Origin of the sequence: Paenibacillus sp. p3-SID1389 (assembly GCF_025151705.1) — a bacterium.
GTDB lineage: Bacteria > Bacillota > Bacilli > Paenibacillales > Paenibacillaceae > Fontibacillus > Fontibacillus phoenicis.
Genome location: NZ_JALXVO010000027.1, coordinates 1 through 14,201 on the forward strand (window position 1 = coordinate 1; position 14,201 = coordinate 14,201).

General features: G+C 52.9%; 12 protein-coding genes. 1 reads left to right on the plus strand and 11 read right to left on the minus strand.

What is annotated here, in order from left to right; all coding sequences use genetic code 11:
- The coding region (locus tag M3G15_RS12525) for a hypothetical protein (RefSeq protein WP_260071112.1) at positions 1–374 on the plus strand (374 nt) is incomplete at its 5' end.
- A 74-nt stretch (positions 375–448) separates the two neighbouring features.
- Here the strand turns inward: M3G15_RS12525 and M3G15_RS12530 are convergent.
- The 11 genes from M3G15_RS12530 to M3G15_RS12580 form a co-directional block, all read right to left on the minus strand.
- Positions 449–2,545, minus strand: coding sequence for a beta-galactosidase (locus M3G15_RS12530; protein WP_016310775.1), 2,097 nt, complete (start codon positions 2,543–2,545; stop codon positions 449–451).
- A 337-nt stretch (positions 2,546–2,882) separates the two neighbouring features.
- Positions 2,883–4,487, minus strand: coding sequence for an ABC transporter substrate-binding protein (locus tag M3G15_RS12535; protein ID WP_260071113.1), 1,605 nt, complete (start codon positions 4,485–4,487; stop codon positions 2,883–2,885).
- A gap of 286 nt (positions 4,488–4,773) precedes the next feature.
- Entirely contained in the window at positions 4,774–5,676 is a 903-nt protein-coding gene (locus M3G15_RS12540; protein WP_036624457.1) for a carbohydrate ABC transporter permease, read from the minus strand.
- Positions 5,677–5,771: 95 nt separating this feature from the next.
- The gene (locus M3G15_RS12545) at positions 5,772–6,692 is read right to left on the minus strand and encodes an ABC transporter permease (RefSeq protein WP_009226514.1); all 921 of its coding nucleotides are present in this window, start codon (positions 6,690–6,692) and stop codon (positions 5,772–5,774) included.
- A gap of 412 nt (positions 6,693–7,104) precedes the next feature.
- Positions 7,105–8,679, minus strand: coding sequence for a response regulator (locus M3G15_RS12550; protein WP_260071114.1), 1,575 nt, complete (start codon positions 8,677–8,679; stop codon positions 7,105–7,107).
- Positions 8,680–8,817: 138 nt separating this feature from the next.
- The gene (locus M3G15_RS12555) at positions 8,818–10,533 is read right to left on the minus strand and encodes a sensor histidine kinase (RefSeq protein WP_260071115.1); all 1,716 of its coding nucleotides are present in this window, start codon (positions 10,531–10,533) and stop codon (positions 8,818–8,820) included.
- 150 nt (positions 10,534–10,683) lie between these two features.
- Complete coding sequence (locus M3G15_RS12560; RefSeq protein WP_009226517.1) at positions 10,684–10,857, minus strand: hypothetical protein; 174 nt, start codon at positions 10,855–10,857, stop codon at positions 10,684–10,686.
- Between the two features lie 102 nt (positions 10,858–10,959).
- On the minus strand, positions 10,960–11,478 hold the full coding sequence (locus M3G15_RS12565) for a glycerol-3-phosphate acyltransferase (RefSeq protein WP_260071141.1): 519 nt from the start codon (positions 11,476–11,478) through the stop codon (positions 10,960–10,962).
- A complete protein-coding gene (locus M3G15_RS12570) occupies positions 11,421–11,948 on the minus strand; it encodes a glycosyltransferase family 2 protein (protein WP_260071116.1) in 528 nt (175 codons plus the stop codon). The genes M3G15_RS12565 and M3G15_RS12570 overlap by 58 nt, the downstream gene beginning before the upstream one ends.
- A 186-nt stretch (positions 11,949–12,134) precedes the next feature.
- On the minus strand, positions 12,135–13,085 hold the full coding sequence (locus M3G15_RS12575; protein ID WP_260071117.1) for an MTP-1 family protein: 951 nt from the start codon (positions 13,083–13,085) through the stop codon (positions 12,135–12,137).
- A gap of 17 nt (positions 13,086–13,102) precedes the next feature.
- Positions 13,103–14,197: a glycoside hydrolase family 130 protein gene (locus M3G15_RS12580; protein ID WP_260071118.1), complete on the minus strand. Its 1,095-nt coding sequence runs from the start codon at positions 14,195–14,197 to the stop codon at positions 13,103–13,105.
- Positions 14,198–14,201 lie beyond the last annotated feature (4 nt).

The window sequence follows — 14,201 nt, forward strand, 5'->3', positions numbered from 1 at the left end:
TTGACTTTACTGAGGATCTGTTGTCTGCCGAATCCATTCAGAAGCGAAACGAAGCGATCAAACCTTTTTTAACGGAATCGTTTTACGAAAAACAGGTTAACAATCGAATCACCATTTTACCTTTAAGAGTTGCTGCGGATACGCAGCTGTCCATCAAACCTGATGATTTGCAAACCCGCATTAAAGCGCAAGACGAGAACAATGTCACCATCGAATACACTGTAAATCTACTACTGACAAACTCGGAAGGCCGCGAAAGCAACCGAGTTCCGTTAGAAGGCGAGTTGATGATGACTTTCGTAAACGAGCGATGGCTGGTGCAATATGACGACTTTAATGTCCAAGTCTTCATGAAATTGATTTCCGAAAAATAGGCTCCAGCTGTCCTAGTGCATAAGCCATAAATAAAACCCTACTTTCCGCGTATATGGAAAATAGGGTTTTATTATTATAACGATGATTGAAGAACAGCCTCCCGCTTCAATATCGCGATTCCGTTGACCGGCAGCTCGATTGTGCCGCTTACGGTCAAGCCGGTTTCGGCGTCTGTATAGCTCCTGCGGTCGAGCTCGACGCGAACGGCGCGGCCGGAGAAATTTTGCACGAAGACGTAATCGTGCTGACCGTCCGTGCGCAGCTGGGCAGTCACTCCCGCCGGCAGGTCGGTATCCAGCGCCCGGCGCACGCCGGCATCTTGAACGAGCTTGCCGTAAAACGCCTCGTAGAAGGCGGGATCGCTGACGCGGGCGGCCAAATAGTAAGCTTTGCCTTGGCCCAGCTCGTTTAGCGTTAAGGCCGGCTTCCCTGCGTAAAAATCGTCGCGGTAGACGCCAAGGACCTTGGAGCCTTCCGCATGGATATGCTCGCACAGCTCATGAATCTCATAGGTCCCGCTGAAGCCTAGCGGATTCCCGTCTTCCAGAATCAACGCGTTACGGTCATGGTCATGCAGGCCGTCGATTTCCTCTGCCCATACTCCAACCGCCTTGCGCAGCGGTCCCGGGAAGCCGGTCAGATGGCACAGGTCGTTCTCGTCGACGATGCCTGACCAATATGTGACGAACAAGGTACCGCCGTCCTTGACGAACTGCTCCAGCTTGGCTCCGGTTTCTTCCCGGATTAAGTATGCCATCGGTACGACCAGCAGTTTGTAACCGCTGAAGTCGTCAAATGAGCCGATGATGTCCGTTGGCACGCCCAGCTCCCACAAGGCGCGATACTGCTGCATGACGGTCTCTTCATAATGGATGCCTTTATTGCGTGGCCCTTGGGCGTCGTTGATCGCCCAGCGGTTATCCCAATCAAACAGGATGGCTGCTTCCGCTGGAACGGTGGTACCGAGGATCTCCGTTAACTCGGACAGTGTTTTACCAAGCGCAGCAACATCGGCGAACACGCGCGTGTGCTCATGGCCGACGTGGTCGATGACCGCGCCGTGGAATTTCTCACTGGAGCCGCGGCTTTTTCGCCACTGGAAATATTGGACTGTGTCGGACCCGTGGGCCACTGCTTGCAGCGAGGACAGCTTGTGCATACCCGGCCGCTTCAGCTTGCTGACCGGCTGCCAGTTCGTCAGTGACGGCGTGCTCTCCATCAGCATAAACGGCTTCTGCTTCAAGGAGCGGAACAAGTCGTGGTTAAATGCAAACCAGGAAGCAACCCCCGCATCGGATTCGGCCTCATGCCACATCGGATAAGCGTCCCAGGAAATGACGTCCACAGCTTTCGCAAACTCGCGATAATCCAACCCGTAGAACAGGTCCATCATATTTACTGTGCAGGGCAAATCCGGATTGATTTGTTTGAGCGGCTTGATCTCATGTTTGTAGAAGTCGATCGTCTGGTCGGATACGAACCGGCGCCAGTCAAGGTTCTGTCCATGCACCATCATTTCGCCGTGAGGTGCCGGGGATTCCACCTGCGACCAGGAGGTGTACGTATGGCTCCAGAAGTTCGTCCACCAAGCGTGGTTGAGCGCTTCGAGCGTGCCATACTTCCGTTTCAACCAGTCGCGGAAAGCGTCTTGGCAGTAGTCGCAGTGGCATTCCCCGCCGTATTCGTTGGATACGTGCCACCCCACCACGGCCGGATGACTGGAATAGCGCTCCGCCAGCCGGGTGTTCATCTGCGTCACTTTTTCCCGATAGACTGGGGACGTAAAACAGTGGTTATGACGCATGCCGTGGAGGTTGCGCACCCGGTTCTTCTCAACGCGCAGCACTTCCGGGTACTTCTCTGACATCCAGGCCGGCCGAGCGCCGCTTGGCGTCGCCAACCAGGCGTAGATACCGTTCTCAGCAAACGTGTCCAGCACGCGGTCCAGCCATTCAAACCGGTAGACGCCTTCCTCCGGCTCTAGCGAAGCCCAGGAAAAGATCCCCACCGACATCACATTGCAATGGGCCAGCTTCATCAGCCGGATATCCTCCGCCAGCACCTGCGGATCATGGAGCCATTGGTCAGGGTTATAGTCGGCACCGTGCATAAAGACCGGCAGTTTGTCGCTGATTGGCGGAAACTTCATCGGTTTTGAGCTTCTACTCATAGGAATAACTCCTCTCCGTTTCTGATCTGTAATGAAGTAGATTGGTTTCTCACGTGCTACGAAATGTAAAAGTGCAGTCCATTTTCGCCAAATCGCCCTTTTCGAAGCCTTTCAACTGCAAAAGTGCAGTTGATTTCAGGGCAAACCGCCCATTTTAGCCTCCATCGTCTCCAATCAAATGTACTTTTGCATTTCACACGCCGAATGAAGAGGGTTTTTCGCAAAATCAAATGTACTTTTACAGTTCGACACACTCTCAAACGCTCTCCTGCCCCTTCAAACGTCACGATGAATGAAAAAGAGGGGACGGGCGTCCCCTCCTTTCACCCCCGCCTGCTTATTGGCCTTGGGCGGCAAGGAATGCGTCGATTTGGCTCTGCAGCTCTTGTTGAATCTTATCCAGACCGGCCGCCTTCAACTGTTTGTTCAGGTCGGCTTGGCCTTTCTCCAAGTCCTTGATCAGGCCGTATTCCAGCGGGATTGCATAACGCAGCATGACGTTACCTACGTTCGCTACTTCGTTCTTCACCTTGGTGTCGTCAAAGACGAAGGTTTCCAGCGGGAAGTGATAAACTTTAGACTGCCAATCCGCCAACATTTGATTGCCTTCTTCCGGATAGGAAGCGTCGGTGCGGTTCAGCAGTGAGTTCCAGCCCCATACGGAGTAGCCCGACAGGTTATAGTTGTTGAAGCTTGGTCCCGGATTGTATTTGTCATCGCCAACCGGCTCGTAGTGCTTGCCGGCGATGCCGTACATCGTCAGATCATGGATTTCCTTATCGTTCTGCAGCAGGTCAATCAGCATCAGCGAACGTTCGACGTTTTTAGACGTGGCATGAATCGCCAATCCGTTTTGCGTGGAAATCGCGCCGATTTTTTTCTTATCCGGCGTCAAATCGGCAACGGTGACTTCCATCTCCGGCTTGTCGCGGCGGATTTCGCCAACGTTGCTGGAGATCGTCCCCAGGTTTTGTGCATAGGAGGACGTTTTGCCTGCTTTGATGTCCTGGAACACGTCGTTTTTGTTGCTCACGATGTTCTTCGACCAGCCGTTGTTATCTGCCAAATCTTTATAGTATTTGATCAGTTCGGTAAATTCCGGCGTATCGTACACGTTGAACACTTTCCCGGTTGGATCGTCCAATTTGTAAGCCAGCGGGAAGTTGTAATCCACCAGGTTCCATTCATTTTGTTGTTCCAGCAAAATTTGATCCAGCTCATGCCATTTCCAGCCGTCGGCCGGTTTCGCACCAAACGGGCTGATGCCTTTCTCGCCCGCCCCAATCGTTTTCAAATAAGCGGCATAGGTTTCCGGGCTGTTCACCGGTTCGAGATTGTACTTCTTGCGCAGGTCTTCGCGAATCAGGACAACCTTGTCGGTCACTTCCTGGTTGTTGTTTGGCACCATGTACAGCTTGCCGTTCACTTTTGCTTGATCCCAGGAGGCTTGCGGCATCGCTTCCCAGGTCTTCGGTGCGTAAGTCCGGAGCATTTCCTCGGTCAGCTCAAGGAATCCACCCTTTAACACCTGGTCATTGTAGAAAGCCCAGTTCGCGGTGTAAGCGATGTCAAAATCCTCGTTAGCTGCAAATTTCAATGGGTATTTCTGGGTCCAGTCGGCCCAATCCAAAAATTCGGTCTCAACGGTTGCGTTAATTTTCTCTTTCAGCAGCTTGTTCAGCTCGCCGTATACCTCGTCATAATCCGCCGGTTTGCTGCCGATCATCAACAGCTTCAGCGTAACTTCTTGAGACGTATCCACTGCCCCAGGGGTTGCCGTATTGGCCGACGCATTGTTCGAAGCTGCTGCGTTATTTGAAGCTGCGTCGTCCGGGGTGTTGGCGCTGCCTGCGTTATTGTTCCCGCCGCCGCAAGCGGATAGCAAAGTCATTAACGCCAGCACCATAGCCACAAGAAACGTTGTTTTCTTCTTCAGTTTCATGACGATTATTCCCCCTACAATTTTGATAGAAATAGTGAAATGAAAGGTCAAAAGGATCAGGTTTTTAGCACCGAGAAGGTTGGATGAAGCTAGGGACTGAGCAGCGCAGCGTAGCTGGAGGCTACGTGAGCAGCTAAAATCTTTCCGCAGGAAACATGCTTCGGAAGCATCTGCTTAGGCCCGGCTGAATTCAAGATTCGATGCCGATTCCTCTTCACGACCTACTTCGTGATAAAAAGATGATACTTTTGAGCCTCCTATATGTGATAACCGGGTTGCCCCGAGGTCACCCTTTGACAGCGCCAATCGTTAAGCCTTGCACGAAGTAACGTTGGATGAACGGATAGGCGATCATAATCGGTCCGGTGGCTACGATGGTCATCGCCATCTTTAAGCTCTCCGTCGGGATGTCCGAGGAGACGACGGCTCCTGCCGCCATCATCGCCTTGCGCATGCCGTCCATGTTGCCGAGCAAGCGGTACAAGTAATACTGCAGCGGCATCAGGTCGGAATTGGAGATAAACAAGAGCGCGTTATACCAGTCATTCCAGTAACCCAAGGCGATAAACAGCCCGATGGTGGCCAGCGCCGGCTTCGACAGCGGGATCACGAATTGCAAATAAATTTGGAAATCGCCCGCCCCGTCGATTTTTGCCGATTCGATAATCGCCTCCGGGATGCTGCTCATAAACGATTTCATCACAATGATGTAGAAGACGTTCATCAGCATCGGCAGAATCAGCACAAGCAGCGTATCCTTCAGATCCAGGTAGTTCACGATCAGCAAGTACCACGGGACAAGCCCGCCGCTGAACAGCGTCGTAAAGAAGAAGAAGAAAGAGAAGTGGCTGCGCCATTTAAAATCTTTGCGTGCCAACACATAGGCCGTCATCGAGGTCAAAAACAATCCAAACAGTGTGCCCAGCAAAGTGACGGAAATCGTCACGCCGTACGCCTTCAGCATTTCCTGCGGATACTTGAACAGAATACCGTAGGCTTCCAGCGAAAAGGACGCCGGGATCAGCTGGAACCCGTCCTCGATGATCTTACTCTCGTCCGTCAGCGAAGAAGATAGGACCAAAATGAAAGGAAAAAGACAAAACACCGCCAGCAAAGTCAAAGCAACATATCCGATCATCTGCAGCAGCAGACGGTCGATCGGTTTGCGTTTGGGAGCTGCCGGCTTCATGGCCGGCTGCAGATTGGGTGCCATCGTACTCATCAGCGTTAACCTCCACTCGTTTCATTCGTGTTGCCCCATCGCGGTTGTTTTTTACGCACCGTTTAGAACAAAGCACGGTCCTTATCGTATTTCCGCACGGCATAGTTCGCCAGCATAATCGTCGCGAAGCCCAAAATCGATTGATAGAATCCCGCCGCGGCGGACATCCCAATCTCGTTCGAGGTCGTGAGCATCCGGAACACGAAGGTGTCGATGACATCCGTTGAAGAGAACAGTAAGCCGTTGTTGCCAACCATGTTATAGAACATGCCGAAGTCCCCGCGGAAAATATTCCCGATCGCCAGCAGCACCAAAATGATGAGCGTCGGATAGAGGTTTGGAATCGTGATTTTGCGTATCCGTTGAAAGACGTTCGCCCCATCGATCTCGGCGGCTTCATACATCTCCGTATCAATGCTCGTGATCGCAGCCAGGTACATGATCGTTCCGTAACCAAGCGTCTTCCACGCCGATACGACGACGAGAATCACCGGCCAATAGGCGGCCGTGTTGTAAATATCAATCGGTTCGAGCCCGATCGCATTCAGAAGCACGTTGATCGTACCATAATCGTAATTGAACAGGTTATATGCAATTGCACCAACGACGACCCAGGAGATAAAATACGGCAGGAACATCACCGTTTGCGTGATTTTGCGGAACCATTTCCCGGCCACCTCAAACAGCAGGATCGCGGCAAAAATTTGGATCGCGTTGTTCACCACAATAAATGCGATGTTATACAAAGCCGTATTGCGGGTAACCCGCCAGGCGTCCCCGGAGTCGAAGAAAAACCGGAAGTTGTCCAGCCCGTTCCAGGGGCTTCCGAACACCCCGCCTGTGTAGTTGTATTGTTTGAAAGCCAGGACGATCCCCGCCATCGGCACGTAGGCGAACAGCAGGAAGAACAGGACGGCCGGCGTCAGCATGAGCAGCAGAACCTTATACTTCTTCACGTCGTTCCAGAATCCGCTTCGCTTCATGTCTCGAACTCCCCTCTTGGTTGTCTCTATATCTCTCAGTATAGGGATGAGCGCCTGCTTGCGGGATTCAGTGAAACAACAAAAACTAATACAAATTCCACGATGACCCAAAAATTCAGAAAAAAAGAACCCCGCCTTCCGTAAATACGGAGTGACGAGGTCGGGCACAAGGGAGAAGGCTCACCGGTATTACCCAAACTGTAACGGACCGTAATGACCTTATTTGCTCATTTCCCGTCGATTTCCCATTCTAACGGACCCCAGCGCCTCTATGCGGCCTCTAAGGCATCAATTTAATCAAAAAAGTCCGAAATAAGGTCTCCTCTGTCCGTTAAAAAGGAAGTACGACCAAACTCAGGTCCATAACGCCCCTCCTGTCCGTTAGCCGCCGAGAATGTAATAGCATCAACGCTCAGATCTTATGAGTTTTGCGATATTCCCCGGGCGTCATCCCGGTGGCCTGTTTGAATTGCCGGTTGAAATAAATGATATTTTTATAGCCCATCCGCTCGGCGATTTCATAAATCTTCAATGTGGGATCGGTCAGCAGCTCGCAGATACGCTTCGTCCTAAGCTCGTTCAAGTAGTCGCTGAAATGCCGGCCCGTTTCTTCCTTAAACAAAAAGCCGAGGTAGTTTGGCGTAAAATCGAAGCGGGCGGCGACGTCTTTCAGCGTCATTTTTTGCTCAAGATTGCTCTCGACATATGCCATAATATCTTGAATCAGCTTGCGTTTCTGCTTCTGCTTCTTGACGTACAACAGCTCGGACAACTCAAAGAACCGTTTTCGCAGCCAAGACGTGATATCGTGGATCGTTTCGAACTGGAACAGCAGCACCGGCTGGTGCGTATCCCACTTCAACAGCTCATACAGATTTTCGTTAATTTCGCGCAGATCGGCATGCAGCTGGGTGGTGATGCGGATGATGAGATCGTACACATCGTTTTTCTGAGCCAGCGGGGAACCTTGATAAAACAGCTCCAGCAAGCAGTCGTCAATCGTTACGAGATCATAGTTGAGAATAGCCTTCAACATCCGCTGGAGGATCTCGTCCGTCCGAGCGCCGGCAAACCGGCTTTCACCTGGATACACCCGGCTTTCATGGATCAGCCGGTCCTTGCCGACCAGCCACTTGGCGCTAAGCGCCGCCTGAGCTTGGCGATAGGACGACCGCAGCGCCTCTTCATCCCGCGCGAAGCTGCCAACCCCAACCGTCACGGAGAACGGGGAAATCCCCCGGACCGCCCGGATCAGCTCCTCCAGCAGCTCGAGGAACGTCGTTTCAGGTACGGACGCCAGCAATAGAAACCGTGTCGGTTGGCTGACGATAAACGTTCCCAGCTTCATCTCCGTGGTAAAATGCCGGATAAACGCCATCACCTTCTGAATTTGCTTGCGTCGCTCCTCCTCCGGCATATCGCCGGTCTTCCATTCCAGGTCGTCGATTTCGACGAGGGCTGCCGCCGTTCCCGTTTTAAACAGGGTGTGCAAATATCCGCGAATATGCCCCTCCACCTGCTCCGGGGAGATCTCGTTCAGCCAACGCAGCAGCAACTCCTCGTTGACAAGCGTCAGCGCCTCCGTAAACGTGCGGTCCTGATCCCGTTCTCGCTCGATCGCCGCGCACAGCTCACCCAGCATTTTATAAAGCTCCTGATCTTCTACGGGCTTCAGCAAATAAGCCGACGCGCTGATCTTGATCGCTTCCTTGGCGTACTCAAAGTCCTCGTGCCCGCTGATAAATACGATTTTGACACTTGGCTGGATCGCCTTGGCCTTACGGGCGAATTCAATGCCCGACATGATGGGCATGCGGATATCGGACAGAATCAGATCGATTCGCACCTGCTCCATCGCCTTAAGCGCATTAAAGCCGTTATTGGCTGTTGCCGCCACCTGCAGGTTCAGTCCGCTGCCCTGCACTCTGCGGCGCAGCCACTCGAGGTCTACCGCCTCGTCGTCGACAAGTAATACGTTAATCTCCATGGCCGTCATTCCTTCTCGTAGTTTTGCTTCTTATTTCGAGCATACTTACCGCTCGTTCCACTGAACATATCGGTTTACAATGAAAACCTATACAAATTCACCGATTTTGCAGACTTTCCTCTGATAAATCATCAAAAATTATTCCATAGCCGGAAGCTCCCCAGGGCTCACCGGAAGCACGATTTGAACCGTCGTTCCGCCGCCGTAGATGCTGGCGATACGAATACCGTATTTGTCTCCGTAGCGGAGCTTGATCCGCTCGTCGACGTTCTTCACCCCGTAACCGCCGGATTGGCTTGGACCGATCAGCAAGCGCTGCACCGTCTCCGGCCTCATCCCAATGCCGTTATCGATCACTTTCAGCTCCAAGTTATCGCCCTGCCGCTTCCCTTTAATGACGATCGCAATCGATTCGCCAAACCAGGCATGCTTAAACGTATTCTCCACAAACGGCTGCAGGATCAGCTTCATCACCTGTACCTGCAGCAGTTCGGGATCCACGTCGAAGTGGACAGAGAAAGCCCCGGCGTATTTAACCCGTTGAATATCCAGATACGTCTCCACCTGCATCAATTCATTTTCCAGCGGCGTAAATACGTTCCCTTGATTCAGCGTCAACCGGTAAAACCGCGACAAGCCCTGAACCATTTCGGTGACCTTGGCTGTCTCGCCGAGATTGGCTAAACTGCTGATCGTCGACAGGGTATTGTACAGAAAATGCGGGTTAATCTGCGCCTGCAGCGCCTCCAGCTCCGCTTGCTTCTTCTGGATACCTTGCACATACACGCTGTTGATCAGCCCCTGAATATTGGCAGCCATAACGTTAAACGCATCGGCGATATGTACAAACTCATCGTTGCCCGAGAAGCGAATCCGCTTCTGAAAGTTCCCTTCCTGAAAGGAACGGACGAGCCACACGATTCGTTTCATTTTCCGTCCGGACAGCCGGGCCACGATATACCCAATGAAGGCCATACCGATAAAGCTGATGCCGCACACCGTAAAAATCACGCGCTGCAGCCTGCCCGCATCCTTGGTTAAGTAATCTTTCGGAACCAGCGCCTCAATTACAAAATCGGAGCCCGGGATCGATTCATGCAGGCTCAGATATTTACTCGGCTGAGCCCCCATTTCCGCGTTGCCCCGCTGGTAGAGCAAGGCACCATCCGACGCTGCGTCAATCAGGCGTACCGTAATCCCCTGCTCGACAGGGAATGTGGAGAAGTCGCCAAACAAATCGTCTAAGGAAGCGGTGATGCGGACGTATCCGATCACGGTCATGTTCCCGCTATAGGACACCAGGCGGCGGATATGGGAGATGTTCCCCAACCGCTGATCGGTGTCAATCTGCAGCCAGATATTGTCCCGTTCGGAATCTTTAAACTCTTGATACCAGGCACTGTCCTGAATGTCCTCAAACGGCAGGATGTAATAGTCACTGCGGTGAATCGGCTCCTCCAAGTTATCGCCCGAGACGATATACAGATCGCTGTTCAGCGTATACAGCATCAGCCGAATATGGTTGCCAAACAGCTTGAGCGGCGCCGTAATTTGCGGAACGATCTCATCCAGCATGACCAGATAAATGTCGTACGGCTCCCCTTTGGTCTGCAGCGCCCGTTGAAAGGCGAGATTGCCAAACAAGGTATCCGACATCCGCTGGATCTCGTCCATCTGATAGCGAATGTTGTTCCGGGCCTGCTCCATTCCGGTGCGGATGTTCGTCTCGGCCATCTCCGTCCGGGATTCGGTCAGCATCGCGTACGACACGTAGCCGATGATCACGTCCGTTAACAGCACGAGCAGCAGGTAGGGAATCAGCATTTTGTAGGTGAAGGGAATATATTTTTTCATGGGATCGCCAAGCTTTCTCATCGATTTAATCGCTTACATTCAGCCTCATATTCATCATATCGGCCCTTGTCCAGAAAATAAATAACAAAAAAAACGACCCGGGTCGATGGCTTCACTTCGCCAACCCGAATCGGTTTGATAGGGTGTTTATTATAAGTTTTCTGCGTTCTTTACCGCATGCTCCCAGCTAGGAAAATAAAACAAAGCGTTGCGCATCAACTCTGGATCGTTCTGCTTCACTTGCTTCTTGCTCAGCGAAACGCCTTCACTCTGCAATCGTTTGATTCGGCGGACAACTTCATCCGCTTCAAGAGTGGCATCCATACAGCTTTGCTCCTTCCATCTCAGGTTGCTTATAGCATTTCTATTTCACATGCAAAATATACCTTGGCTGCTAGATTTAAGCAACACGCTGGCCCGATGCAGCTACAGTGTGACACCATCCCCGGAACGAGGCAGCTTGCCGCCCTTTCCGGTCAGAAAGCTCCGAATCGCCTGCCGATTGGCATACGTCAGCACGATCAGATTCACCAGCCAGACGCCCCAGAAAGGCAGTGAATAGCCGGAAACCAGCAGAAAAATGGACAGCATCGCCATGCCAACGACAACTTGGAAGCCGTCGGCTTCCCTAGACGCATATTTTCCCTTCTTATAGCAGGAAAATACCGCAAGCAGCACGGCGAGAATCACCGCATAGGCCAAAGCCGCCTCAAATCGGGTTAAGGCGCTCCACACGCCGAAGGTTACGGCAATCGCCTTGCCTCCCTTAAATTTAAGGAATGGCGAAAAGGCATGCCCAAGGATCGGGGCGATCGCGACCAGCGTCATCCCGAAATCGCGTCCCAGCATTCCCGATTCGACCAGAAAGACCAGTGGCATAAATCCCTTCAAAAAATCGAGCAGAATGCCCGCCAACCCCCAACGGTAACCGGCAGACTGCCACAGGTTAAACGCTCCGGGATTGCCGTCCCCGACCTGGAAATGACGCCGCCCGCCTCGGCCCGCGCCTGCAGCAGCGACTCCAGCGCCCGGGGGGCTAAGCGAATGTCCGCATCCAGGAAGACGATCACATCGCCGGTGGATTGCCGGTAGCCGTTCCAGACCGCCCAGGTCTTCCCCGTCCATCCGGGAGGCAGCGCCTCGTTCCGAATCACGTTCACTCCATATTTAGCAGCAACCTCATAGGTGCCATCCTCCGAAAAATCATCCACTACGATAATCTCATCGGGAGCATAGGTTTGCTTCTTAAGCGAACCCAGCAGATGCGGCAAATTCCCGGCTTCGTTCCGCGCCGGAATGATGACCGACACCTTCTCTCCCCCGCGATAAGATCCTTCCCGTTCAGGAACAACAACTGCCCGAAACAGGATCCATCCCGCAATCCATCCGATGGCTAATACGATCCAAATCCCCATCGCTGCCCCACCTCTTTCGCTTGCCGGAAATAAGTGAAATCACGTATATGAGTAGTCTATGTCCGTAGTAGCGTAGATGTACAAAAAAAGTAGAAGAGACTACCGCTAGTGTAGTTGACTATGACTAATTTTTCAATAAAAAACAAAGCCTCTCTCGGAAGCCGAGAGAGGTATAAATGAAAATCCTTATTGTTCCAATTTCACAAACGGATCATCGATGACCAAGCTCTGGGCTTCCGCATCGCTGATTCCCGCATACAGCGTGGCTTTGCCGCCGCCTTGACGGACGAGTCCGCCGCTGAATACGACGTCTGCCAGATCCGGCCGCTTCGACGGACCCGGCAGGAAATCGGAGCGCTCGGCGATGATCTCCATATCGGTATATTGGCCGGTCGCCGGGTCGAAACCGAAGGCCATCGGATAATAATGGCGGTCGCCTTGCTCATCAAAGCGCGCGATATGGCCCAGCACACCCAGCTTGCCGTTGGACAGCAGGTGGATTTCGTTGCAGCCGCCCCATTCCTCATCAAGGAATTGCTCCAGCAGCGGCGCATCCTGAACCACCTCAAGCGAAAGGTCCTCCAGCCGGTCGACTTGAGCGAAGCCGATCTTCCCTCTGCCGCCTTTCTCGCCCTGCGGACGGGTGAATACGCCAATGGCTCCGTCGGACAGCTGCACCAGACGCAAATCCTTCATTTGATCCGGGCCTTGGAAGAACAGCTCTAACCGATTGAGGCTAGGCCCTTTGTAAAATACCGTCCGCCAACTGAGGGCTCCTTCCAGCTCCGGATGCGGGAACGTCTGCACTCCGCCGAATACCAGCTCCCCGCCGATGCGGGTGAAGAACGGATCTTGAAGCGCAAACACCGGCATCCCTTCCCGGCGAACCCAATGCTCACCGCGGCGAACAAAGAACCAAATCTCTGACTCCTCGCTGTCCCGGCGTTCCACACGCCCGGCAATCACGCGCTCCCCTTCGTCTTCGAAGGGAGCTGAAATATTGTATACGTCCCGTTCGCCCACACCTTCAAACTTCAGTTTCACGGCTTCTCCGGGCTTAATCGTTTCTGCTTTACGACGATATGCCTCAACCAACTTCTCACACGACAATACGCCGCTGTTCTGAAAATGTGCCATCCTCTGATTCCTTTCCGTTAGCTTAATGGTTTCAAAGCTTCCAGCAGCTGCGGGAGGCAGAAGCTCGCGCAGGCCATCGTATCGTCCGATGCCCCATAATACATGATCACTTGTTCGCCCTTGACGATCGCGCCGCAAGCAAATATTACGCTATGAAAAAATCCGCTCGTCTCATATTCCGCTTCCGGCACCATCAGCGGCTCCTCCATGCGGGCGATCACCTTGCCCGGATCCTTGAGATCCAGCAGGGCTGCGCCCATGCAATAGCGATGCGACGGATCCGCGCCATGATACAGAATCAACCACCCTGCCTCGGTGTGGATCGGTACGCATCCCGCGCCAATGCGGGCTCCGTCCCATTTTCCTTCACGCAATCCCATCAGATAGCGATGATTCCCCCAGTGCAGCAAGTCCGGGGACTCGGCTACCCACATCTCCGGCAATCCGATGCCTTCCGGCGACGGGCGGTGAATCATATAATATTTCCCTTCGATCACTTTAGGGAACAAGATCACATCTTTGTTGGTGGGGGCCAGGATCACCCCTTCCCGGCGGAACGTCACGAAGTCGGCGGTCTTTAACAGCCCGACGGCTACGCCCCGTTCAGAAACAGCACTGTAGGTGATATAATACTGATCCTCTAATTGGGTAATCCGAGGATCCTCAATCCCCCAGCGCTCCAACGGGTCTTCCGGCCAGACGCTTGGCGCCTCATCGATGGTAAAGTTCAAGCCGTCCCGGCTGCGTGCCACGCGAAAATGAGAGATGGACGTTAAATACACCGTCGCCCCTTTCTTATCGCGAATCACCCGAGGATCGGAGAAGTCAAAATTCGGATCTTCCCGGTCAACCTTCACAATTTCCACCGCCGGCTCCGAGCCTGTCGTCTGGCGATTGACATCCAGCACAGGTACAAGGACATAACGCGGGTCGGTCTGCCGAGGGCATTCCGCTACCCGCAGCAGCAGGATCACTTCACCGTGATATTCAGCAACACCAGCGTTAAATACGCCGAGCACCTCCCAGTCCGGGAAGGTTGGCTTCACATCCTTCGGCGTAATCAGCGGATTGTTCACGGAGCGATTGATCTCTATCTTTTGCAACATCGTCATCTAG